The 21,810-nt window shown below is 61.8% G+C and carries 23 protein-coding genes; 12 read left to right on the top strand and 11 right to left on the bottom strand.

Going from position 1 to position 21,810, the window contains the following annotated elements; all coding sequences use genetic code 11:
• Positions 1–248 precede the first annotated feature (248 nt).
• From hutI to GU3_RS05340, 5 genes are all read left to right on the top strand, one after another.
• Positions 249–1,454, top strand: a complete 1,206-nt coding sequence (gene hutI / locus GU3_RS05320) for an imidazolonepropionase (RefSeq protein ID WP_014291517.1) — start codon at positions 249–251, stop codon at positions 1,452–1,454.
• Positions 1,455–1,498: 44 nt separating this feature from the next.
• The gene (gene hutU / locus GU3_RS05325) at positions 1,499–3,208 is read left to right on the top strand and encodes a urocanate hydratase (protein WP_014291518.1); all 1,710 of its coding nucleotides are present in this window, start codon (positions 1,499–1,501) and stop codon (positions 3,206–3,208) included.
• Between the two features lie 5 nt (positions 3,209–3,213).
• Entirely contained in the window at positions 3,214–4,746 is a 1,533-nt protein-coding gene (gene hutH, locus GU3_RS05330) for a histidine ammonia-lyase (protein ID WP_014291519.1), read from the top strand.
• Between the two features lie 120 nt (positions 4,747–4,866).
• Positions 4,867–5,535, top strand: a complete 669-nt coding sequence (locus tag GU3_RS05335) for a metal-dependent hydrolase (RefSeq protein ID WP_014291520.1) — start codon at positions 4,867–4,869, stop codon at positions 5,533–5,535.
• Between the two features lie 42 nt (positions 5,536–5,577).
• A complete protein-coding gene (locus GU3_RS05340) occupies positions 5,578–6,681 on the top strand; it encodes a phosphoribosylaminoimidazolesuccinocarboxamide synthase (protein ID WP_014291521.1) in 1,104 nt (367 codons plus the stop codon).
• A gap of 405 nt (positions 6,682–7,086) precedes the next feature.
• Here GU3_RS05340 and GU3_RS05345 read toward each other — a convergent pair whose 3' ends face one another.
• Both GU3_RS05345 and crp read right to left on the bottom strand, forming a co-directional pair.
• Positions 7,087–7,437, bottom strand: a complete 351-nt coding sequence (locus GU3_RS05345; RefSeq protein WP_014291522.1) for a putative quinol monooxygenase — start codon at positions 7,435–7,437, stop codon at positions 7,087–7,089.
• A gap of 69 nt (positions 7,438–7,506) precedes the next feature.
• Positions 7,507–8,145 (bottom strand): cAMP-activated global transcriptional regulator CRP, encoded by a 639-nt coding sequence (gene crp, locus GU3_RS05350; protein WP_014291523.1) that lies wholly within the window; start codon positions 8,143–8,145, stop codon positions 7,507–7,509.
• A gap of 175 nt (positions 8,146–8,320) precedes the next feature.
• Here crp and GU3_RS05355 point away from each other — a divergent pair, with 175 nt between their 5' ends.
• On the top strand, positions 8,321–8,725 hold the full coding sequence (locus tag GU3_RS05355; RefSeq protein ID WP_014291524.1) for an OsmC family protein: 405 nt from the start codon (positions 8,321–8,323) through the stop codon (positions 8,723–8,725).
• A 147-nt stretch (positions 8,726–8,872) separates the two neighbouring features.
• Positions 8,873–9,871 (top strand): cytochrome-c peroxidase, encoded by a 999-nt coding sequence (locus tag GU3_RS05360; RefSeq protein ID WP_014291525.1) that lies wholly within the window; start codon positions 8,873–8,875, stop codon positions 9,869–9,871.
• A gap of 49 nt (positions 9,872–9,920) precedes the next feature.
• On the opposite strand, the gene GU3_RS05365 is transcribed toward GU3_RS05360, so the two are convergent.
• Positions 9,921–10,790 (bottom strand): phosphoribulokinase, encoded by an 870-nt coding sequence (locus GU3_RS05365; protein WP_014291526.1) that lies wholly within the window; start codon positions 10,788–10,790, stop codon positions 9,921–9,923.
• A 60-nt stretch (positions 10,791–10,850) separates the two neighbouring features.
• A complete protein-coding gene (locus GU3_RS05370) occupies positions 10,851–11,075 on the bottom strand; it encodes a YheU family protein (RefSeq protein ID WP_014291527.1) in 225 nt (74 codons plus the stop codon).
• Positions 11,076–11,248: 173 nt separating this feature from the next.
• On the opposite strand from GU3_RS05370, the gene GU3_RS05375 reads away from it, so the two are divergent.
• The 3 genes from GU3_RS05375 to GU3_RS05385 all read left to right on the top strand — a co-directional run bounded on the left by GU3_RS05375 (position 11,249) and on the right by GU3_RS05385 (position 13,921).
• Positions 11,249–11,836, top strand: coding sequence for a LysE family translocator (locus GU3_RS05375; RefSeq protein WP_041543524.1), 588 nt, complete (start codon positions 11,249–11,251; stop codon positions 11,834–11,836).
• A 78-nt stretch (positions 11,837–11,914) separates the two neighbouring features.
• Positions 11,915–13,018 carry a 1-acyl-sn-glycerol-3-phosphate acyltransferase gene (locus tag GU3_RS05380; protein WP_041542960.1) on the top strand — a complete coding sequence of 368 codons (1,104 nt, stop codon included), beginning with the start codon at positions 11,915–11,917 and terminating at the stop codon, positions 13,016–13,018.
• The gene (locus tag GU3_RS05385) at positions 13,019–13,921 is read left to right on the top strand and encodes a LysR substrate-binding domain-containing protein (protein WP_014291530.1); all 903 of its coding nucleotides are present in this window, start codon (positions 13,019–13,021) and stop codon (positions 13,919–13,921) included.
• 317 nt (positions 13,922–14,238) lie between these two features.
• Here GU3_RS05385 and GU3_RS05390 read toward each other — a convergent pair whose 3' ends face one another.
• Genes GU3_RS05390 through GU3_RS05405 form a run of 4 tightly spaced genes read right to left on the bottom strand, consistent with a single transcriptional unit; the run spans position 14,239 to position 18,133 of the window.
• Positions 14,239–15,081 (bottom strand): 23S rRNA (adenine(2030)-N(6))-methyltransferase RlmJ, encoded by an 843-nt coding sequence (locus tag GU3_RS05390; RefSeq protein WP_014291531.1) that lies wholly within the window; start codon positions 15,079–15,081, stop codon positions 14,239–14,241.
• An 11-nt stretch (positions 15,082–15,092) separates the two neighbouring features.
• Entirely contained in the window at positions 15,093–15,518 is a 426-nt protein-coding gene (locus tag GU3_RS05395; RefSeq protein ID WP_014291532.1) for a TIGR02444 family protein, read from the bottom strand.
• Entirely contained in the window at positions 15,515–17,413 is a 1,899-nt protein-coding gene (locus GU3_RS05400; protein WP_014291533.1) for an ABC transporter ATP-binding protein, read from the bottom strand. The genes GU3_RS05395 and GU3_RS05400 overlap by 4 nt, the downstream gene beginning before the upstream one ends.
• Before the next feature lie 30 nt (positions 17,414–17,443).
• Positions 17,444–18,133, bottom strand: a complete 690-nt coding sequence (locus GU3_RS05405) for a hypothetical protein (RefSeq protein ID WP_014291534.1) — start codon at positions 18,131–18,133, stop codon at positions 17,444–17,446.
• Positions 18,134–18,195: 62 nt separating this feature from the next.
• Between GU3_RS05405 and GU3_RS05410 the strand changes: the two genes are divergently transcribed.
• A complete protein-coding gene (locus tag GU3_RS05410) occupies positions 18,196–18,396 on the top strand; it encodes a YheV family putative zinc ribbon protein (RefSeq protein WP_014291535.1) in 201 nt (66 codons plus the stop codon).
• A gap of 236 nt (positions 18,397–18,632) precedes the next feature.
• Complete coding sequence (gene slyD, locus GU3_RS05415) at positions 18,633–19,145, top strand: peptidylprolyl isomerase (RefSeq protein ID WP_014291536.1); 513 nt, start codon at positions 18,633–18,635, stop codon at positions 19,143–19,145.
• A gap of 87 nt (positions 19,146–19,232) precedes the next feature.
• On the opposite strand, the gene GU3_RS05420 is transcribed toward slyD, so the two are convergent.
• The 3 genes from GU3_RS05420 to GU3_RS05435 all read right to left on the bottom strand — a co-directional run bounded on the left by GU3_RS05420 (position 19,233) and on the right by GU3_RS05435 (position 21,741).
• Positions 19,233–20,410, bottom strand: a protein-coding gene (locus tag GU3_RS05420) for an IS3 family transposase (protein ID WP_148265849.1) whose coding sequence is annotated in 2 segments (ribosomal slippage) — positions 19,233–20,119 and positions 20,119–20,410 — 1,179 coding nt in all. Because the reading frame shifts where the segments join, the coding sequence is not laid out codon by codon here.
• Positions 20,411–20,519: 109 nt separating this feature from the next.
• Positions 20,520–20,738 carry a SlyX family protein gene (locus GU3_RS05430; RefSeq protein ID WP_014291537.1) on the bottom strand — a complete coding sequence of 73 codons (219 nt, stop codon included), beginning with the start codon at positions 20,736–20,738 and terminating at the stop codon, positions 20,520–20,522.
• On the bottom strand, positions 20,728–21,741 hold the full coding sequence (locus GU3_RS05435; RefSeq protein ID WP_083829441.1) for a WD40 repeat domain-containing protein: 1,014 nt from the start codon (positions 21,739–21,741) through the stop codon (positions 20,728–20,730). Before GU3_RS05435 ends, GU3_RS05430 begins: the two co-directional genes overlap by 11 nt.
• Positions 21,742–21,810 lie beyond the last annotated feature (69 nt).

Here is a 21,810-nt window from a genome sequence, read left to right on the forward strand (position 1 = left end):
GATTCCGTGTAAAAGCGGACATAGTAGCGGCAAGCGGCGCACCGGGCCAGTCTGCGCCGTACTCGACCACGGACTTTTCGGCACGCTACTCAGCTTTATGTATATACAAATGCCATGTTCGCCTTTCTCATATGTAAAATAATTGTGTGATCCGGATCCTTTATTCCTACTTTGTCTGATTTTTTGGTTGCCAAGGCGGGCATTGTTCTTTTAAATGTATATACAAATAGTGCAGCAAGGAGCCCGTTATGTCAGCACCGGATCGTCTCTGGATCAACGTCACCCTGTTCGACGGTTTGAATACCGCCGCCGAGCCCATGGCGGTGGCGGTGAAAAACGGCCTGATCGAGCGGGTGTGTCCCATGAGTGAGCTGCCGGCCCGCGAGCGTGAGGCCGGTGAGGTGTTCGACGCCGAAGGTCGGCTGCTGACCCCGGGGCTGGTGGACTGCCACACTCACCTGGTCTTTGGCGGCAGCCGGGCCGGCGAATTCGAGGCCCGGCTCGAAGGCCAAAGCTATGAAGCCATCGCCCGCGCCGGCGGCGGCATTCTCAGCACGGTGCGCGCCACCCGCGCGGCCAGCGAGGACGAACTGTTCGCCAGTGCCCTGCCACGTCTTGAGGCACTGATGAGTGAGGGCGTGACCACGGTGGAGATAAAGTCCGGCTACGGCCTGACCGTGGAAGACGAGCTGAAAATGCTGCGGGTGGCCCGCCGACTTGGGTGTGAGCGGCCGGTACGGGTGGTCACCACTTTGCTGGGGGCCCATGCTTTGCCGCCGGAATATAAAGACGATGCCGACGGCTATATCGAGCTGGTGTGCAATCGCATGATACCGGCGGCCGCCGCCGAAGGCCTGGCGGATGCGGTAGACGTGTTCTGCGAGGGTATCGGTTTTTCCGTGGCCCAGTGCCAGCGAGTCTATGCCGCCGCCAAGGCCCATGGTCTGGCCATTAAGGGCCATACCGAGCAGCTTTCCAATCTCGGCGGCAGCGCCGCCGCGGCTCACGCCGGGGCGCTGTCGGTGGATCATATCGAATATCTGGACGAAGCCGGGGTGAAGGCCCTGGCCGAGGCCGGCACCGTCGCCACCCTGCTGCCCGGCGCCTTTTACATGCTGCGCGAAACCAAAGTGCCGCCCATTGAACTGCTGCGCCGTTACGGCGTGCCCATGGCCCTGGCCACCGACGCCAACCCCGGCACCTCACCGATTTTCAGCCTGCGGCTGATGCTGAACATGGCCTGCACCCTGTTCCGGCTGACGCCGCTGGAAGCCCTGAGCGGCGTCACCGCCCACGGCGCCCGGGCGCTCGGACTGCACCAACTGACTGGGCGCATTGCCTCCGGCCTGCGCGCGGATCTGTGCCTGTGGAACACCAGCAACCCGGCGGAGCTGGCCTACAGCGTGGGGCTGCCCACCCTGGCCCGGCGCGTGTTTGCCGGCAACATCCACTGAATTGAAACAACCTGTTGATTACGACACTGAAGAGGGAATTTTCCATGACTCAGCAAACCCCGTCACTGCAAGACCAGCGCCACGATCCCAGCCGCGTCATCAAGGCGCCCACCGGCGTCAACAAAATCTGCAAGAGCTGGCTCACCGAAGCCGCCTACCGCATGCTGCACAACAACCTGCACCCGGACGTGGCCGAGCGCCCCGAGGATCTGGTGGTGTACGGCGGCATCGGTCGTGCCGCCCGCAACTGGCCCTGCTTTGACCGCATTGCCGAGGTGCTGACCCGTCTGGAAGATGACGAAACCCTGCTGATCCAGTCCGGCAAGCCGGTGGGCGTGTTCAAGACCCACGCCGACGCCCCCCGGGTGCTGCTGGCCAACTCCAACCTGGTGCCCCACTGGGCCAACTGGGAGCACTTCAACGAGCTCGATAAAAAGGGCCTGATGATGTACGGCCAGATGACCGCCGGATCCTGGATCTACATCGGCTCTCAAGGCATCGTGCAGGGCACTTACGAGACCTTTGTGGCCATGGCCAAGCAGCACTTTAACGGCGACGCCAAGGGCCGCTGGATCCTCACCGGCGGTCTGGGCGGCATGGGCGGTGCCCAGCCCCTGGCGGCCACCATGGCCGGCTTCAGCTGTATTGCGGTGGAATGCGATGAAACCCGTATCGACTTCCGTCTGCGTACCCGCTATGTGGACAAAAAGGCCTACAGCCTGGATGAAGCGCTGGGCATCATTGACGAAGCCAAGGCCCGGGGCGAGGCGGTGTCCGTGGGCCTGCTCGGCAACTGTGCCGATATCTTCCCGGAAATCGTGGCGCGCGGCATAGTGCCCGACGTGACCACGGATCAGACCAGCGCCCACGATCCCCTGAACGGCTACCTGCCCAAGGGCTGGACCATGGACTACGCCGCCGAAATGCGCCGCAAGGATGAAGCCGCCGTGGTGGACGCCGCCAAGGAGTCGATGGCCATTCAGGTGCGCGCCATGCTGGCGCTGCAGGAGCGGGGCTCGGCCACCACCGACTATGGCAACAACATTCGTCAGATGGCCAAGGAAAAGGGGGTCGAGAACGCCTTTGACTTCCCCGGCTTTGTGCCGGCCTATATTCGCCCGCTGTTCTGCCAGGGCATAGGCCCATTCCGCTGGGTGGCGCTGTCCGGCGATCCGGAAGACATCTACAAGACCGATGCCAAGGTGAAGGAGCTGATCCCGAATGATCCGCACCTGCACAACTGGCTCGACATGGCCCGGGAGCGGATCAGTTTTCAGGGGCTGCCGGCGCGGATCTGCTGGGTGGGCCTGAAGGATCGCGCCCGTCTCGGCCAGGCCTTCAACGACATGGTCAAAAATGGCGAGCTCAAGGCGCCCATAGTAATAGGCCGGGATCACCTGGACTCCGGCTCGGTGGCCAGCCCCAACCGGGAAACCGAAGCCATGAAGGACGGCTCCGATGCGGTCTCCGACTGGCCGCTGCTGAACGCCCTGCTGAACACCGCCGGCGGTGCCACCTGGGTATCTCTGCACCACGGTGGTGGCGTGGGCATGGGCTTCAGTCAGCACTCGGGCGTGGTGATCGTCGCCGACGGCACCGACGCTGCCGCCGCCCGCCTGGGCCGCGTGCTGCGCAACGACCCGGGCACCGGGGTGATGCGTCACGCCGATGCCGGCTATGATATTGCCATTGATTGCGCCCGGGAGCAGGGCCTGGATCTGCCCATGGTGAACGGCTTGAGCAAGAAGGACTGAACACGATGAACACACTGACCATCAACCCCGGAAAAATGACCCTGGCCGAGATGCGCCTGGCCTATGAACACCCGGTTAAGCTGAGCCTGGACCCTTCTACCCATAAGGCCATTCAGGCCTCGGTGGATTGCGTGAACCGCATGGTGGCGGAAGACCGCACCGTGTATGGCATCAACACCGGCTTTGGCCTGCTGGCCAACACCCGCATCAAACCCGAAGATCTGGAAACCCTGCAGCGCTCCCTGGTGCTGTCCCACGCCACCGGTCTGGGCGAGTTGGTGAGCGACGAGCTGGTGCGCCTGATTATGGTACTCAAGATCAACGGCCTGGCCCGGGGCTTCTCCGGCATTCGGCTGGAAGTGCTGGAGGCGCTGATGGCCCTGGTCAACCATGAGGTCTACCCCTGCATTCCCGGCAAGGGCTCGGTGGGCGCCTCCGGAGATCTGGCGCCGCTGGCCCACATGAGCTGCGTGCTGCTGGGCGAGGGCCATGCCCGCTACCAGGGTGAGATCATCAGCGCCGGTCAGGCGCTGGAAATCGCCGGGCTCAAGCCCATGGGGCTGGCGCCCAAGGAAGGCCTGGCGCTGCTCAATGGCACTCAGGTTTCCACCGCCTTTGCCCTGCGCGGCCTGTTTGAGGCGGAAGACCTGTTCGCCGGCGCCATTGCCGTGGGCGGCCTGACGGTGGAGGCCACCCTGAGTTCACGCCGTCCGTTCGACCCGCGCATTCACGACGTGCGTGGCCAGCAAGGGCAGATCGACGCCGCCGCCGCCTACCGCCACGTGCTGGGTGAAGCCAGCGAGATCAGCCGCTCCCACGTGAATTGCGCCAAGGTGCAGGATCCGTACTCCCTGCGCTGCCAGCCCCAGGTGATGGGCGCCTGCCTGACCCAGTTGCGCCAGGCCGCCGAGGTGCTGCTGATTGAAGGCAACGCCGTGTCCGACAACCCCCTGGTGTTTGCCGACGATAACGACGTCATCTCCGGCGGCAACTTCCATGCCGAGCCGGTGGCCATGGCCGCCGACAATCTGGCCCTGGCCATTGCCGAAATCGGCTCCCTGAGCGAGCGCCGGGTGTCGCTGATGATGGACACCCATATGTCGGGCCTGCCGCCCTTCCTGGTGGAAAACGGCGGGGTCAACTCCGGCTTTATGATCGCCCAGGTGTCGGCGGCGGCTTTGGCCTCCGACAACAAGGCGCTGGCCCACCCGCACTCGGTGGACTCGCTGCCCACTTCCGCCAACCAGGAAGACCATGTGTCCATGGCCCCCAACGGCGGTCGCCGGCTGTGGGACATGGCGGAAAACACCCGGGGTGTGCTGGCCATCGAATGGCTGGCGGCCTGTCAGGGGCTGGACTTCCGTGGCGGCATGAAGACCACCGAGCTGCTGGAGCAGGCCCGCCAGACCCTGCGTGAAACAGTGAGCTATTACGACAAGGATCGTTTCTTTGCGCCGGACATCGAGCAGGCCAACGGCCTGCTCAAGGCCAATGTGCTCAGCCACCTGGTGCCGGCGGGGCTGCTGCCGAGCCACTGAGCCGGACAGTTCGGGACGCACTGTTGCACCGTCATGGGGCTGCCTCGGCAGCCCCTTGTTTTTTTGTCCAGTAGTCCCATGCTAGACTCGCCTCTTTCTTAGCGCCGGGAAAGGTGGTCAATGGCGAATTTCAGAACCCATATTCAGGTGGCAAGCACCGCCAGCGGCCTGTTGGCGGCCGGCATGGTGTGGGCCGGCGAGGTGAGCTTAAGCCAGGGCGGTGTGTTGTGGCTGGCGGGCAGCCTGGGCGGTATTTTACCGGATATGGACTCGGACTCGTCCCGGGCATTGAGCATTGTGTTCCGGCTGTTCGGGGCGCTGGCCGTGCTGCTGGCGCTGCTGTTTGGCCAGCAGCATCTTTCCCTGCTCGATACCCTGGTGCTGGCGGCGGTGGCCTATGGCCTGGTGCGCTACCCGCTGTGCTGGGCCTTTGCCCGCTTTACCGTGCACCGGGCCAGCCTGCACTCGCTGCTGGCCAACGCCGTGTTTGGTCTGGTGACCGTGGTGCTGACCGACCGGCTGTTTGGGCTGGGGCCGGAGCTGGCCTGGCTCACCGGCCTGTTCGTGTTTCTCGGTGCCGGCATTCACCTGTTGCTCGACGAGCTGTACAGCATCGATCTGGAAGGGCGGCGCATCAAGCGTTCCTTCGGTACTGCATTCAAGCTGGTCGAATGGCCGGCGCCCTTGCCCAACCTGCTGTTGCTGGCGTTGCTGAGCGCAAGCTGGTGGCTGACGCCGGAGCAGTCCGGGCTGCTGGCGCGGCTATTGCCGGTTTTCCACATCTGGTAGAATGGCCCCGCTTCAATACCCCCCATATACAGGACACAAGTGATGAGCCTCGCAGACAAGGTTTTGGCCGTGAACAACGACCTTCCCATTCGTACTCGCCAGCCGGTACACAGCGGCAAGGTGCGCTCGGTTTACTGGCTGACGGAAGAAGACAGCCGTCGGTTGATCCAGGAAAAAGGCTACAAGGTCGCCCCCGACGCGCCCCTGGCGATCATGGTGATTAGCGATCGCATCTCCGCCTTTGACTGTATCTGGCACGGTGAAGAGGGCCTGAACGGCGTACCCGGCAAGGGCGCGGCGCTGAACGCCATCTCCAATCACTGGTTCCGGCTGTTCAAGGAGCAGGGCCTGGCCGACAGCCATATTCTGGACATTCCCCATCCCTTTGTGTGGATAGTGCAGAAAGCCACGCCGGTGAAAATTGAGGCCATCTGCCGCCAGTATATTACCGGCTCCATGTGGCGCAGTTATGAAAAGGGCGAGCGGGAGTTCTGCGGCATTCGTCTGCCCGAGGGCCTGAAAAAGGATCAGAAGCTGCCCGAACTGCTGATGACCCCGTCCACCAAGGGCATTCTGAAAGGTATTCCCGGCGTGCCGGAGGCGGACGACGTCAACATCACCCGCCAAAACATTGAAGACAACTTCGCCGCCTTTAACTTCAAAAGCCGGGACGACATCGCCACTTATGAGCGGCTGCTGAAGGAAGGCTTTGAGGTTATCAGCCAAGAGCTGGCGAAAATCGATCAGGTTTTTGTGGATACCAAGTTCGAGTTCGGCTATGTCACCGACGATCAGGGCAATGACAAGCTGATCTACATGGACGAGGTGGGCACCCCCGACTCTTCCCGTATCTGGGATGGTCCGGCCTACCGGGAAGGGCGCATCGTGGAAAACTCCAAGGAAGATTTCCGTCAGCTGCTGCTCAAGCACTTTCCCGATCCGGACATTCTGCTCAACAAGGAGCGCATGCCGGAGCGGGAAGCCCTGGCCGAGAACAATGCCCTGCCGGTAGAGGTGCTGATGAACATCTCCCGCACCTATGTGGGCATCGCCGAGCGAATCACCGGCCAGAAGCTGGAGCTCTCCGACAATCCCAAGGCCGACATCATCGCCATACTGCGCGACCAGTACGGCCTTGTAGATTAATCACAACCTTCTGCTGTCTGCAGTGCCGTGCACTTACGTCGGGCAATAGGCACTGCTTCTTCGGCACGCTGTGGTGACATGCCACTCAATATTTCAACCCGCTGCGAACATACAGAATGTTCGGTCGGGTTGATATATTTCGTCACGTCGAGCAAGCTCGCCCATGTAAGCTCCGTTGCGCCATCCCTGGCGCAAAGGGCACGACGAAGCAGACACCCGTTGCCCTCCTTGCGAGCTCCGGAGCGTTTGTTCACTGCTTACAGCCAACACCGAAGTTTCGTGAAGCAGCAGCAGGGATTGCCGTAGCCGACCGTCAAATGTCATGGATGACATTTGTCGAGCGCCCCAGGGAGGGGCTTGAAGCGTGTCGGCGGAGTGCAACCCTGCTGCTGCTTCCTCTTCCGCTCACTCAAACCGCGGGGCGTCGTAATCTTCCGGTTCGTCGGTGTAGATACACACATTGTGCTCGGCCACCAGCCCGTCGGGGCTGACGCAGTGGGCTTCAAAAAACGCCTGAATACCGCTGCGCTGGCAGTGGGCCTCAAAGCTGGCCATATCGGCCCAGATCTCGTTAAACACCAATGGAAAGCTGTGGCCACCGGCAAAGGGGCTGTCGATATGGCGGGTGACCCGGTACTGGAGGCAGCCGTCCTCACGCAGGGTGTCGGCTTCCAGCGCCTGCAACACACGAAACAGCTCGCGCTCCCTGCCCGGTTTGGGCTGAAAGGCGGCAATGCAATAAACGCGACGCGACATCATTTTTCCTCGTAATCAAAAACAAAAACGCCACCGTTATGGTGGCGTTGCAACAAACGGCAAAGAAGCTTAGCGAGTGCCAAACACCACTATGGTCTTGCCGTGGGCGGTGATCAGGTTCTGCTCTTCCAGCATTTTCAGAATGCGGCCCACGGTTTCCCGGGAGCAGCCCACGATCTGGCCGATCTCCTGGCGGGTAATTTTGATCTGCATGCCGTCCGGGTGCGTCATGGCGTCGGGCTGGCGGGCCAGGTTCAGCAGGGTCTCGGCGATACGGCCGGTCACGTCCAGGAACGCCAGGTCGCCCACCTTCTGGCTGGTGGTTTGCAGGCGGGTCGCCATCTGGGCCGACAGCCGCATCAGGATCTCCGGATTGACCTGGATCAGCTGGCGAAACTTCTTGTAGGAAATCTCGGCCACTTCGCAGGGGGACTTGGCCCGCACCCAGGCGGTGCGCACCGGGTTGTCGGTGTCTTCAAACAGACCCAGCTCCCCGATGAAATCACCCTGGTTAAGGTAGGACAGGATCATTTCCTTGCCGTCTTCATCCTTGATCAGCACGGCCACCGAGCCCTTGACGATATAATAAAGGGTCTCGGCCTTTTCACCGGCGTGGATCAGCGAGCTTTTGGCAGGATATTTGTGAATATGGCAATGTGACAAAAACCATTCCAGGGTCGGGTCACTTTGGGGCTTGCCGATAACCATGCATTTTCCTCTTGAGTCGGCCCGGTCTGTGGCAGCCCGGCCGTTTACCTAGTTGCGTGGGTGAACGGCTAGCATAAAAGGCTTGCAGACCTTCATCAAGAGCCGGGCCGGTTTTATCCGGCTCGTGCCTCGAGAGGCAATAGGCTAATATGCGCTTTTTTCATCAGGAGGAGCTATGAAAGCCAAGATCAGCTGGCTAGAGGGAATGTGTTTTGAGGGTGTATCCGAGTCTGGACACAAAATTGTGCTGGATGGTACCAATCCGGGCCAAGGTGCCAGTCCAATGGAGCACGTGCTGCTGGGCGCCGGCGGCTGCAGTGCCATTGATGTGGTGTCCATTCTGGAAAAAGGACGTCAGGCCATTACCGGTTGTGAGGCGGAGCTAAATGCCGAGCGGGCAGAAAATCCCCCCCGAGTATTTACCCGCATTCATCTGCATTTTGTGGTGACCGGCCGTGAGCTGTCGGAAAAACAGGTGGCACGGGCGGTGGAATTGTCCATGAAAAAATATTGTTCGGTGATCAAAATGCTGGAAAAGGCGGTGGAGATTTCTTCCTCTTTTGATATTCGGGAAGCCTGAGGCACTGGCGGCCTTGTCCGGCCGCGAACAGAGTGCTGGCTGATCTGGGTCAAATTGAGTCTGTTTTCTTGCTGCTACGGTGGGTGGGACCAAAACCCCAATGACAATCACGTGGCTGTCATTCGCCCATCATCAGAAGGAAGCAACATGAAAATGACACTGACCAGCCTGGCTGTCGGTCTGCTGTTGGCAGGCCCGGTGGTTCATGCCCAGGAACTGCGCAGCGAGCCGGTACAGCCGATACCGGTCGCCGAGGTGAGCGACCCGGCCATGGCGGAGCTGGGGAAAAAGCTGTTCTTTGATCCCCGGCTGTCCCGCTCGGGCTTCATTTCCTGCAACTCCTGTCACAACCTGTCGATGGGCGGCACCGACAACCTCAAAACCTCCATCGGCCATAACTGGCAGCAGGGTCCCATCAACTCGCCCACGGTGCTGAATTCCAGCCTCAACCTGGCCCAGTTCTGGGACGGCCGGGCCGCCGATCTCAAAGAGCAGGCGGGCGGGCCCATCGCCAACCCGGGTGAAATGGCCTTTACCCATGAGCTGGCCATCGGGGTGCTGCAGTCCATTCCCGGTTATGTGAGCGAGTTTGAGGCGGTGTTTGGCCAGTCCGAGCTGGACATCGACATGGTCACCGACGCCATCGCCGCCTTTGAGGAAACCCTGGTTACCCCCAACTCGCCGTTCGATCAGTGGCTGATGGGGGATGATGACGCCCTGACCGCCCAGGCCCTGGCCGGTTACCAGCTGTTCAAGCAAAGTGGCTGTGTGGCCTGCCACAATGGTCCCAACCTGGGCGGCACGTCCTTTCAGAAAATGGGGGTGGTGGAGCCCTACCAGTCCGGCTCCGAGGCCCTTGGCCGGGCGGCCGTCACGGGCCGGGATGCGGATCGCTTTACCTTCAAGGTGCCGACCCTGCGCAACGTCGAGCTGACCTATCCCTATTTTCACGATGGCGAGGCGGCGACCCTGGAAGAGGCCGTGGACATCATGGGCCGGCTGCAGCTGGGACGGGTCTATTCGGACCAGGAAATCGGCCAGCTGGTCGCCTTCCTGAAATCGCTGACCGGTGAGCAGCCGCGGTTCGAGCTGCCGATATTGCCGCCGTCCACCAACCAGACCCCGGCGCCGGAGCCCTTTGGCTAAGGGCCGACACGCTCATCACCAGGCCCGGCACCGCCGGGCCTGTTTGCGTTTAGCGGATTTTGCCGGTTTCCAGCAACTGTTCCAGCATGGGGCGTAAAATCAGCTCCATGGCAAAGCCCATCTTGCCGCCGGGCACCACTATGGTGTTGCGCCGGGACATGAAGGAGCCGTCGATCATCGCCAGCAGGTAGGGGAAGTCCACGTTCTTGATGCCGCGAAAGCGGATCACCATCATGCTCTCATCCAGGCTGGGGATCACCTTGGCGCTGAACGGGTTGGAGGTGTCCACCGTCGGCACCCGCTGAAAGTTGATATGGGTGCGGGAAAACTGCGGCGTAATAAAGTTGATGTAATCTTCCATGGAGCGGACGATGGAGTCGGTCACCGCTTCCCGGGAATGGCCGCGCTCGGCGGTGTCGCGAATGAGCTTTTGAATCCACTCCAGGTTGACGATGGGCACCATGCCCACCAGCAGGTCCACATGCTGGGCCACATTGTGCTCGCCGGTCACCACACCGCCGTGCAGGCCTTCATAAAACAGCAGGTTGGTATCATCGGGCAGCTGTTGCCAGGGGGTAAAGGTACCCGGCATCTGATTAAAGGGCACTGCCTCGTCAAAGGTATGCAGATAGCGCCGGAACTGGCCGGTGCCGGTGTCGCCATATTCCTTGAAAAACTGCTCCAGCAGCTCGAAGTCGTTGGCTTCGGGGCCAAAGTAGCTGATGTGCCGGCCCTGCTCCCGGGCCCGGCGAATGGCCACGTCCATTTCCGGGCGGGTATAGCGGTGAAAGCTGTCCCCTTCGAGCACGGCGGCCTTGACCCCGAGCTGGGCGAACATCGACTGAAAGACGTCGGTGGAGGTCGATGTGCCGGCACCCGAAGAGCCGGTCACCGCTATGATGGGGTGCTTGGCGGACATGACGAACCTATATAAATTGATGAAACCGTGAGTGTTTATACGCAGAGCCCCGGGGGCAGGTCAAGGTTTGTGACCGAAGCGCCCGGCCGGCACTATGTTGACGCTGTCGTGCAGCTCGCTGTAGACGATGACCGCTTCACCCCGCTCAAGCTGTTGTTTTACCTCTGATACTTTTTGCTCAAGGGAAACGTCCTGATCGCCGTATTCGGTGCCTTCCTGCAGCACGAAATGCTCGATCAGACTGGTCAGGGTCGCGTCGGGCAGTTCACGAAAGGGAATTATCATGGGGGCTCCTGAGATGAGGCCAAGGGGATTGAATGGGCTCGGTTTGGGCCCTGATCGCCGGCCGCTGCTACCGTACCGGGGAACAAACTGGCGTCCGGGGAAAGTAAAATACTGGGCGGCGCAAATAAAATCGAGTAAAACAGGGCGGTCGTTACCCTGTGAGCCAATCCATGATGGACATGACCCTGCTCGGCCCGGTGGCCGGTTTCGCCCTGGCGGCCTGCGGTACCCCGGGCCCCAATAATATGCTGCTGGCCAGTTCCGGTACCCGCAGCGGCTATCTTGCCAGCCTGAAACTGCTGCTGGGCATCATGCTCGGCCTGCAGGGGCTGTTGCTGCTTACCGCCCTTGGGCTGGGGCGGCTGTTTGAGCTCTGGCCGGTACTGCAGTGGGGGCTCAAGCTGGCGGGCAGCGGCTACCTGCTGTGGCTGGCCTGGCGCATTGCCATGGCGCCGCCGCCTGCTGCCGGCGAACGCAGCATGCGCTGGTACCAAGGGGCGCTGTTCCAGTTTCTCAACCCCAAGTCCTGGCTGATGGCCATTTCCGCCATCAGTGGCTTTACCCTGGCCGGCGAGCAGTACTGGCCCTCGGCACTGGCGGTGCTGGGTATCTTTCTGTTTTTTGGCCTGGTGACCGGCCACCTCTGGACCCTGCTCGGCATGCGGGTGCGCCGCTGGCTGCACACCGACACCCACTGGCGCCACTTTAACCGGGTGATGGGCGCACTGACCGCCGCCTGTGTGGCGATGATCTGGCACTGAATTTGCCGTTAACCGTTAGAGTTTGGGCGCAAAGGGTGTAAAATCTGGCCGGTTTTTTGTCCTCGATCCAAGGCTTTCATGGTTTCTGACACAGATTTGTTTAAAGAGATTCGTCCCTACCGGGATGACGAAGTCGCCGGCGCCCTTGAGCGGTTGATTGCCGACGACGAGTTTATTGGCGCCATCGCCCGTTATCGTTTTGCCGGTTTGTCCCGCCTGAGTCACGGCCTGGTCAAACGGCTGATCCGGCTTTATCTGGGCTGGCGCTGGCGCAAGGTGAACAGCGTGCATCAGGTACAGATGGAAGTGGCCGGCTTTATGGAAAAGATGATCGCCAGCTCCACGGCGGGCGTGACCTATTCCGGCCTGGAGCACCTGCGGCCCGACACCGGTTACCTGTTTATTTCCAATCACCGGGATATCGCCATGGACCCGGCCTTTGTTAACTGGGGCCTGTATACCCAGGGCATGGACACGGTGCGCATCGCCATCGGCGACAACCTGCTGCGCAAGCCCTGTGCCACCGAGCTGATGAAGCTCAACAAGAGCTTTATCGTCAAGCGCTCCGCCCGAGGGCCGCGGGAAATGATGAAGGCCTTTGGCGAGCTGTCTGCCTACCTGCGCCACTCCCTCGACGAGCAGCATTCCATCTGGATCGCCCAGAAGGAAGGCCGGGCCAAGGACGGTGACGACAAGACGGATCCGGCCATCCTCAAGATGTTCTACATGGAAGGCAAGCGGCAGAAAATTCCCTTCAATGACTATATCCGCAGCCTCAACCTGGTGCCGGTGTCCATTTCCTACGAATACGATCCCGGCGACATCGCCAAGGCCCGGGAGCTGCACGCCAAGGAAACCGAAGGCGCCTATGAAAAGAGCGAGTTCGAGGACATTCAGAGCATAGTGCAGGGCATTACCGGCCAGAAGGGTCGGGTACACGTGGCCTTTGGCCGGCCCATGACCGGGGATTTCGATAACGCCGACGAGCTGGCCCGGGCGGTGGATCGGGAAATTCACGCCAACTACCACCTGTTTCCCAGCAACCTGCTGGCGGCGGGGCAGACCGTGGAAGTGGACAGTGCCGCCCGCCGGCGCTTTGAGCAGCACATGAGCGCGGTGCCCGCCGAGCTGCGTGAACGGGTGCTGGCCATGTACGCCCGGCCGGTGCTGAACAAGGGCTGAGTGCTGAACCCCCGGCTTGTGACCAACCGCCGGCTGAGCGGCCTGCGGGTGTTTGTGGTGGCGGCCCGCCATGGCGGCTATTCCGCCGCCGCCGCCGAGCTGTGCGTGACCCAGGCGGCGGTGAGCCAGCAGATCCGAAACCTCGAGTCGTCACTTGGTTGCCGGCTGTTTGTTCGCCGGGGCGCCGGCATGGTGCTCACGCCTGAGGGCCGAGAGCTGCTGCCCTTTGCCGAGCAGGGGCTGGCTCAGCTGGAGCGTGGCCTGGCCCGGCTGACCCAGCCTGCCGCCGGGCCGTTGCAACTCAGCGTGTTGCCTTCATTGGCGGCGCGCTGGCTGATGCCCAGGCTGTGGCGCTTTACCGAGCTTCATCCCCACCTTGAACTGCGCCTGCACCCCAGCCAGCAACTGGCCGACTTTGCCGGTGGCGAAGTGGATCTGGCCATTCGTTACGGCGAAGGCCACTATGCCGGGCTGCACAGTGAACGGCTGATGAGCGATACCGCCTTTCCGGTGTGCGCCCCGGCGCTGGTGGCGCGGCTGCAGCGGGTGGAGGACCTGACCCGCCTGCCGCTGGTGGCCGGGCCTGAATACGCCGGCGTCAGCTGGGCCAACTGGCTGGCCCTGAGCGGTCACGAAGACATACTGCCGCACTGTCGCCAGCTCACGGTAGGCGACGGCAACCTGGGGCTGGAGATGGTGCTGGCGGGGCAGGGGGTGGCGCTCAGCCGCTCGGTGCTGGTGGCGGACTTGCTGCGCCAAGGCCGGCTGTGCCGGCCCTTTGCCACCGAGCTCACGCCCCAACACAGCTACTATCTGGTATGGCGGCCCGACTCTCCCCGCCTGAACGACATTGCCCTGGTGCGGGACTGGCTGAAGCAGGAAGCACAAGCGGCTGCTTGTTAAGCCGTGCGTAGCGGGAAAAGGGCACTGCTTCCTCGGCACGCTGTGAATACCTCCCTGTACGCTCCGTCGCGCCATCCCTGGCGCGAAGGGCCGCTGAAGCAGACACCCTTTTCCCTCCTTACCGTCACTGTGCCGCCTGAAAAATTTAACAGGCGGCGTCAGATAAGCGAGGCAGTAGCAGGGATTGCCGAAGCCGACCGGCAAATGTCATGGATGACATTTGCCGAGCGCCCCATGGAAGGGCTCGAAGCGTGTCGGCGTAGCGCAACCCTGCTACTGCCTCGCGTTACAGAAAGGGAAAAAAACGGCAGACACCGTCAGCCCTTCAGCCATTCCAGGGTAAAGCCGGCCTGGTCATCCAGGGCCAGGGTTTGGCTCAAGGCCGGCAAAAGTTCGGCGAGCTTTTCATCCAGCTTCCAGGGCGGGTTCAGCACCACCATGCCGGAGCCGTGCATGCCAAAGTCATCGGCCTGGGCCTGTACCCTGAGCTCGGCGCACAGCACCTGCTCAAAGCCGAGACTGGCCAGTGCCCGTTTCAGCCCTTCGCTGCGATCCACGGCCTTGGCCAGCAGCGGATACCAGATCGCGTAAATGCTGATGGGCCAGCGCTTGTGGGCCTTTTGCAGGGTGTTGGCCACCCGCTGGTAGTCTTCCTTCAGCTCATAGGGCGGGTCAATCAGCACCAGGCCCCGCTTGGGCGTGGGGGGCAGCAGGGCCACCAGACCCTCAAAGCCATCTCTGTGGTGAATGGCCACACCGTCACCGGTCAGGTTCTGGCGCAGTAGCTCCACCTCGTTGTGGTGCAGCTCCATCAGGGTGAGCCTGTCCTGGGGGCGCTGAAAATGCGCCGCCACCAGCGGCGAGCCCGGGTAGTGCTCCAGATCCTTGCCGGGGTTGATGGCGCGAATGGCGGCGAAATAGCCGGCCAGTGACGGCCACTTTTCCTGCTCATGCCACAGCCGGGCGATGCCGCCCAAGTATTCCGCTTTTTTCTGGGTCCACTCGTGGCTGAGGGCATAGCCGCCGGCGCCGGAGTGAGTGTCGATATAGCTGTAGCCCTTGTCCTTGGCGCACAGCGACTCAAGAATAAAGGCCTGCACCGCGTGTTTGAGTACGTCGGCGTGGTTGCCGGCGTGAAAGGCATGACGATAACTCAGCATGATAATGTCTCTTAACCGGCGAGTTTGAGTTGCCACAGGGGCGCATCGGCCACCGGCAGCAGATTGAGGTAAGTGAGCAAGGCGCCGCTGCCGGGCCGGGGGGGATGGCTGGCCAGCACCAGCAGCAGCTCTTGCTGTTGCCAGCGTTCCAGCTCCAGCTCGTGCTGCAACAACTGGGCGTAGTCGTCGGCTTCCAGCTGCGCTTTCAGCCGCCGGCGCAGGGCCCGCCAGTGTTCGAACAGGCCGCGGCGCTGTTCCAGCAGCGGCAAAAAGGGCGCGATGTTGAGGGTCAGCCCTCGCTCTTCCAGCAACAGCAGCAGCAACAGCAGGTTGACGTTGGCGCCATGCTCGTCCTGCAGCTCGATGCAGGCCCCGGCGACGCCGGGGCGGGCATAGTGCAGTTCGCTGAACTGCCACAGTTCGTCGGCGCTGATCATGGCTGCTCCAGGGTTTCCAGCTGCTCCTGCAGCTCCAGCCATTCCATCTCGGCCTCGGCCAGCTGCTGCTGCAGCGGGCTTTGGTCTTTCAGCAATTGCTGCAACCGGGCCTTGTGCTCGGCGGCGTAAATATCCGGATCCGCCAGCTGCCGCTCGATGTCGGCCAGTTGCTGCTGGCAGCGTTCCATTTGGTTTTCCAGCTGGCTGATGGCCTTGCGCAGGGGCTGGGTTTGCTGGCGCAGCTCGGCCTGGCGGCGTTTTTCCGCCTTGCGCGCCTGGGCCGAGTTGTCCCCGGCCGAAGGGGTGTCGACGGCTTGCTCGGCCTTGTCCTGCTCGGTCAGCCACTGATGGTAGTCGTCGAGATCGCCGTCAAAGGGCTGCACCCGGCCACCGTCCACCAGGTAGAACTCGTCGGTGGTGGCCCGCAGCAGGTGGCGGTCGTGAGACACGATCACCATGGCGCCCTCGAATTCCTGCAGCGCCAGGGTCAGCGCCTCGCGCATGTCCAGATCCAGGTGGTTGGTGGGCTCATCGAGCAGCAGCAGGTTGGGCTTCTGGTAGACAATCAGCGCCAGCACCAGGCGGGCCTTTTCACCACCGGAGAAGGGCCCGACCGGCTCTTTGACCTTGTCGCCGTGAAAATCAAAACCGCCCAGGTAATCGCGCAGGCTTTGCTCGGTGGCCCTGGGGTCGAGCCGGGCCAGGTGGGTCAGCGCCGACTCCTGGGGGTGCAGGCTTTCCAGCTGGTGCTGGGCAAAGTAGCCCAGGGCCACGCCCTTGCTGGCTTCCAGCTTGCCCGACAGCGGCGTCAGCTCGCCCGCCAGCAGCTTGATAAAGGTGGACTTGCCGGCGCCGTTGCGACCCAGCAGGCCGATGCGCGAGCCGGGCACCAGGTTGAGCTTGATGTTGGACAGGATTTCCCGGTCGCCGTAACCGGCGGCCAGTTTCTCCATGGCAATCAGCGGTACCGGCAGGCTGGCCGGCGGGCGAAAGTGGAAACTGAACGGCGAGTCGACGTGGGCCGGCAGAATGCGCTCCATCTTTTCCATGGCCTTGAGCCGGCTCTGGGCCTGCTTGGCCTTGCTGGCCTTGTAGCGGAAGCGGTCGACGTAGCTTTGCATGTGGCTCAGCGCCCGCTGCTGCTTTTCAAACATCGACTGCTGCAGCGCCAGCTGCTCGGCGCGCATGCGCTCGAAGTCCGAGTAGTTGCCGGTGTATTCGTTGAGCTGGCTGTTTTCGATATGAATGATGCGGCCCACCACGGCGTCGAGAAAGTCCCGGTCGTGGGAGATCAAAATCAGGGTGCCGTCGTAGCTGTTCAGCCAGCGCTCCAGCCAGATCACCGCATCCAGATCCAGGTGGTTGGTGGGCTCGTCGAGCAGCAGCAGATCGGAGCGGCAGATCAGTGCCTGGGCCAGGTTGAGGCGCATGCGCCAGCCCCCGGAAAAGTCGCTCACCGGCCGGCCGTGGGCCTCGTTGGCAAAGCCTAAGCCGTGCAGCAGGGCGGCGGCCCGGGCGTGAATGTGATAGCCGCCGTGGTGCTCAAGCCGGCCGTGCAGTTCGGCGATGGCCATGCCGTCGTGGCGGGCTTCGGCCTCGGCCAGGGCCTGGCACAGGCGCCGGTATTGCCGATCGCCGTCAATCACGTAGTCGAGGGCCGAGCAGCTCAGTGCCGGGGTTTCCTGGGCCACGCTGGCCAGCTGCCAGTCGGCGGGCAGGGCGAACTGGCCGCTGTCGACGGTGAGCTCGCCCTTGAGCAAGGCAAACAGGGTGGACTTGCCGCAGCCGTTCTTGCCCACCAGGCCAACCTTCTGGCCGCCGTGAATGGTGGCACTGGCGTCTTTCAACAGGGGGCGGCCGCCCCGAAGCAATTCAATCTGGCTGAGGGTGATCATAGAAACCCGACATGGTGCAAAAGCGGTATTTTAGCCGGTTTTGCCCCCGGTATGACAGGGGCTTCCCAGCCAGTGGCGGCAATCCTGTTCAAACTGGGGAAAGGAGGCGAAACCATGCTCCCTGGCCAGCCGGTCCGGATCCGCGCTTTTGGGCAGATCCCGCAGCATTTGCAGCAGGGCGTACTGACGCTGCCAGCTGCCGGCGTCGCAGCCAAAGCGGCTGCTGAACGCCTGCTGTTCCTCGTCGCTTAGGGAAAAGCCCGCGGGATCCGCCGCCACCCGGGCGGTGAGCGCCTCCATTGATTCGAACGGCAGCAATGGCTGCGTCGGCAGCTCGTCGTACAGTGCCCGGCACAGGCGGCCATGGGGCCCTTGCCAGGCCCGCTCGCCCTGCCAGTCGGCCAGTTTGCCGGCAATGGCCGCCAGCAGTGCCGTGGGCCGAAAGCGGCCGGCCTGCTCCGGCTGGGGAAGCCGGCCGGACAGCTCGATGCGGCTGACCCGGCAATTCGCCAGGGCATGCCAGGCAAACAGGGTGTTGGCGGGCAGAAAGGCCGCTTCGCCGGCTACCAGCGGAAAATAGTGACGGCCGAGCTGCATCAGGCCCGAGCCCCGGTGCATCAGCAGCAGCGTGCCCTTGATATGGCGGCGGCGCTTGCCGGGGGTTAAGTGAGGCAGATCGAAAAGCTGGTGATGAATGCTGTAATGGGCGCTTGCGGTCATTGTGGTTGGTTCGTTTTTGGCGGAGAATTTTAAACATGATTAGTGGTACAGGATCCCGTTCCATGGAAACCCGTCGTAGAAAGCGGTTTATCGCCGGCGCCGTCTGCCCGAAGTGTCAGACGGCGGACACCATGATGCTGTATATGGAGCATGGTGTCGAGAAGGTCGAGTGCGTGCACTGCGGCCACCATCAAAGCCAGGCCGAGGCGAGCGTTGAATCTGCCGCTGGCGGCGACATCATTGGCGTGTTTCGTCCGGAGTAGCGCCTTATTCCCTGCGCTTTGTATGCTTTATGCCCGCTTGCCAGTTTCGGGCTTGGTTCCGCCTGGCCTTTCGGGCTAGACTGGCCCGGCGGCAGAGCGCAAGTTCCATTCCCTGTGTTTTCTTGAATTCTGCCGTGAAATGGCCCTTCGGGGCCATTGTTTGTCTTCACGCCCTTTCGTTTCATCGGGCCCATCATGTATTCTAGGAGCCACCATTTTAATCAGGCTCAACTCCCATGAAAGTATCCGATAACGCAGTGGTAACACTGGACTTTACCGTCAGCAATGCCGCCGGCGAAATTCTGGACTCCACCGAGAACAAGCAACCGCTGCAGTATCTGCACGGTACCGGCTACCTGGTGACCGGCCTGGAAGCCGAGCTGGCCGGCAAGGTGGCCGGTGACGACTTTGACGTGACCCTGACCCCGGACCAGGCCTACGGTGACTATGATGAGGCGCTGGTACAGTCGGTGCCCGGCGAGCTGTTCGACGGCATGGAAGTGTCCGAAGGCGATACCTTCGTGGCGGAAACCGATGACGGTCATCGTCCGGTGACCATCGTCGAAGTGGCCGAGGAATACGTGAAAGTGGACGGCAACCACCCGCTGGCGGGCATGACCCTGTCGTTCCGGGGCGTGGTGCGTGAGGTGCGCGAAGCCACCGAGGAAGAGCTGGCCCACGGCCATGTGCATGGCGATCACGACCATGATCACGACCACGAAGGCGGCTGCTGCGGTCATCACCACTAAGGGCCAGGCCGTCGGTGAGGAGTGAGGGGGCAAGAGTGAGGTGAATTTGCTCTCATTGGAGTGGCCCCGATAAAGTAGACACTTAAGTTAAGCGGCAGCTGCGTAGGCATTGGGAGTTATTCCTCCCAGCGCCATGTGGCGCCGCACTTTCGGGTAATACTCGTCCGTATAATACCGGACTTCATCTGCCATTTCGTCTCTTCCGAGCATTCCTAATGGATGTGTCCATTCCTTCTTGAGCAGCGCGAAGAAGCTTTCCGAACAGGCGTTATCCCAGCAGTTACCTCGCCGAGACATGCTGATGGTGATTCCCCGTGTAGTGAGCCATCTCATCACCTCTTCGCTGCGATACTGACTCCCCTGGTCAGAGTGGAACAACAACTGTGTCCCATCTGGCCGCTGATGTTGCCATGCCTGCTCAAGGGCCTCCAGCACCAGCTGGGCGCTATTGATGGCACCCATGGCTCGGCTCACCACGCGACGTGTACCCAGGTCCAGGACTACTGCGATGTAGAGCCAGCCTTCGTGGCACCGGATTTGAGTAATATCTGATACCCAGACTCGATTTGCCGCACCAACCGAGAAGCGGCGATTCAGCAAGTTCGGTAGCACAGGCAAGAATGATGTCGGCTTTTGATACCCTGCTTTAAGAGCCGTGCATGAATGGTAACCAGCGTCTCTCAGCAAGCGCTGAACCTGGTTCTTGCCGCAGCAGAACCCGGCATCCCGTGCTTCCAGCCACAGCTTGCGATAACCCGGCACATTCTTCTGTTGCCTGGCTCGCTCGAGCAGGAAGGTTTTCAGAGTTTGTCGCTTGATGACACGTTCTCCCGGAGCATGCTGACGTGCTCGCCAACGATAATATCCCGCTCGTGACACATTGAGTACTTCACACATTATCGAGACCCGCCAGCGTTGACTTCGGTGAGCCTCGATAAAGGCAAACCTTACTTGCTGTGCTTGGCGAAGTACTCTTGCGCCTTTTTTAGGATTTCGTTCTCCAGCTCTTTTCGTTCAAGCAGCTTCTTCAGTCGAGCATTTTCACGCTCCAGATCCTGCAAACTTTTTTCTGGTCCGATGTTTTCAACTGCTTTGTCAGATGATTTCTTGGTCATGATCCACTCTCTGCGCCAGCGACTCAATTGGTTAGGATGGATCCCGAGTCTGCCAGCAAGCTGAGCTTGTGTCTCTGTGGTGGATAGCGAGGCCTCGACGGCCTCACGTTTGAATGCATCGCTAAAGTGACGGTGGGGTTTGTACTTCATAACACCTTCTCATTAAATGAAGGTGTCTACTTTTTTCGGGCCAGTCCACTCATCCCTCACTCCTCACTCCTCACTCCTCACTCCTCACCCCTTACCTCTCACCCCTCGTTCAGTAATGGGGCGGCGGGGTTTCTTCCGCCTGGCTGGCAATCTGACCGGGCTGTATTTCCCGAAACTTCTTGCTCAGCAGGCTGAGCTGCTGCTTGAGGCGGGCGATTTCGCCGCCCTGGGCGGTGATTTCCCGATTCAGCAGTTCTATGGTGTCATCCTGAAAGGCCAGCCGGGTTTCCAGTTGCTCCAGCCGGTGCAGCAGTTCGTCATTCATCATTAGGGTCTCTGTGGGTTAACGGCCAGGTTTCGCCCAGGCCGGCGGAGCTGACGCTGTAAAGCCGGTTAGGGCCGGTAAAGGCGACACTATACACCATGGCGCTGGCGGGCCTCAGGTGAGTGTGCAGGCCCACTTGCCAGTGGTGAAGGTGAACGCCGTCGCTGAGCCGCCACAGATCCAGCCGGCGGGCCGTGCCGCCGGTGGCCAGTTGCCCCTGCTCCACATTGAAGCGGGCGCTGACAAAAGTCTGGCCCCGGGCGGGCACCTGCAGCCGGGCCTGCAGCTCACCGCCGGGCAGGCGGTGAATGTCCCCCCGGCCCTGGGCATCGGCGCTGAAGGCGTAGCGGCCCCCCTGATCCAGCCGCACCAGGTTCACGCTGTGCTCATGGCGCCAGCGCGCCAGAATGCCGGCATCCGCGGTTTGCCACAGCATCACCTCGCCATCGTGGCTGGCGCTCAGGGCGTAGCGGCCGTTGGCGGACAGATCCAGGCTGTTGATGCGATCCTGATGCCCCAGAAACTGCAGCCGGCGACCGCTGCTCAGGTTTACAAATTCCACCTCGCCACTTTGGTAACCCAGCAGCAGGGCGCGGCCGTCGCTGGCCAGGGCCAGGGCGCGCAGGGGCTGTTCCAGCCGGTAAAAGCCGAGGTTCTGTCCGCTTGCCAGCGACCACACCGCCACCGTGTACTCGGTGGCGGTGGCTGCGGCCAGGCCGCTGGGGCCGGCGGCCAGCAGCACCACGGGCGTGGTTTCCTCGCCCTGATGCCATTGATACAGGGGCGCGGCGTCGCCCTGCTGCCAGACCTGTACCGGGCCGCTGCCGGTGGCCACCAAGGTAAAGCGGCCATCCGCGGTAGACTCTACCGCCAGCACGCTGCCCTCGGCCAGGGGTTGCCGGGCGAGGGGGGGAGCACTGCGGTCACAGCCGGCCAGCAGCAAAAGGACAAGTCCTGCCGCGCCGGCCAGGCCGGCACGGGTTTTTACCAAGAAGGGGTTTCGCATGGGCAAGTTGCAAGGTTAGTATAAATCCCTGAGTATAAGTCTCTCATTTTCCAAGGTGTCTGTGCACCC

The organism is Oceanimonas sp. GK1 (genome assembly GCF_000243075.1).
Taxonomy (GTDB): Bacteria; Pseudomonadota; Gammaproteobacteria; order Enterobacterales; family Aeromonadaceae; genus Oceanimonas.

Bases quoted from the DNA above. Each gene is read 5' to 3' on its own strand.
- hutI (WP_014291517.1), top strand. From the start codon at position 249: ATGTCAGCACCGGATCGTCTCTGGATCAACGTCACCCTGTTCGACGGT.
- hutU (WP_014291518.1), top strand. From the start codon at position 1,499: ATGACTCAGCAAACCCCGTCACTGCAAGACCAGCGCCACGATCCCAGC.
- hutH (WP_014291519.1), top strand. From the start codon at position 3,214: ATGAACACACTGACCATCAACCCCGGAAAAATGACCCTGGCCGAGATG.
- GU3_RS05335 (WP_014291520.1), top strand. From the start codon at position 4,867: ATGGCGAATTTCAGAACCCATATTCAGGTGGCAAGCACCGCCAGCGGC.
- GU3_RS05340 (WP_014291521.1), top strand. From the start codon at position 5,578: ATGAGCCTCGCAGACAAGGTTTTGGCCGTGAACAACGACCTTCCCATT.
- GU3_RS05345 (WP_014291522.1), bottom strand. From the start codon at position 7,437: ATGTCGCGTCGCGTTTATTGCATTGCCGCCTTTCAGCCCAAACCGGGC.
- crp (WP_014291523.1), bottom strand. From the start codon at position 8,145: ATGGTTATCGGCAAGCCCCAAAGTGACCCGACCCTGGAATGGTTTTTG.
- GU3_RS05355 (WP_014291524.1), top strand. From the start codon at position 8,321: ATGAAAGCCAAGATCAGCTGGCTAGAGGGAATGTGTTTTGAGGGTGTA.
- GU3_RS05360 (WP_014291525.1), top strand. From the start codon at position 8,873: ATGAAAATGACACTGACCAGCCTGGCTGTCGGTCTGCTGTTGGCAGGC.
- GU3_RS05365 (WP_014291526.1), bottom strand. From the start codon at position 10,790: ATGTCCGCCAAGCACCCCATCATAGCGGTGACCGGCTCTTCGGGTGCC.
- GU3_RS05370 (WP_014291527.1), bottom strand. From the start codon at position 11,075: ATGATAATTCCCTTTCGTGAACTGCCCGACGCGACCCTGACCAGTCTG.
- GU3_RS05375 (WP_041543524.1), top strand. From the start codon at position 11,249: ATGGACATGACCCTGCTCGGCCCGGTGGCCGGTTTCGCCCTGGCGGCC.
- GU3_RS05380 (WP_041542960.1), top strand. From the start codon at position 11,915: ATGGTTTCTGACACAGATTTGTTTAAAGAGATTCGTCCCTACCGGGAT.
- GU3_RS05390 (WP_014291531.1), bottom strand. From the start codon at position 15,081: ATGCTGAGTTATCGTCATGCCTTTCACGCCGGCAACCACGCCGACGTA.
- GU3_RS05395 (WP_014291532.1), bottom strand. From the start codon at position 15,518: ATGATCAGCGCCGACGAACTGTGGCAGTTCAGCGAACTGCACTATGCC.
- GU3_RS05400 (WP_014291533.1), bottom strand. From the start codon at position 17,413: ATGATCACCCTCAGCCAGATTGAATTGCTTCGGGGCGGCCGCCCCCTG.
- GU3_RS05405 (WP_014291534.1), bottom strand. From the start codon at position 18,133: ATGACCGCAAGCGCCCATTACAGCATTCATCACCAGCTTTTCGATCTG.
- GU3_RS05410 (WP_014291535.1), top strand. From the start codon at position 18,196: ATGGAAACCCGTCGTAGAAAGCGGTTTATCGCCGGCGCCGTCTGCCCG.
- slyD (WP_014291536.1), top strand. From the start codon at position 18,633: ATGAAAGTATCCGATAACGCAGTGGTAACACTGGACTTTACCGTCAGC.
- GU3_RS05430 (WP_014291537.1), bottom strand. From the start codon at position 20,738: ATGATGAATGACGAACTGCTGCACCGGCTGGAGCAACTGGAAACCCGG.
- GU3_RS05435 (WP_083829441.1), bottom strand. From the start codon at position 21,741: ATGCGAAACCCCTTCTTGGTAAAAACCCGTGCCGGCCTGGCCGGCGCG.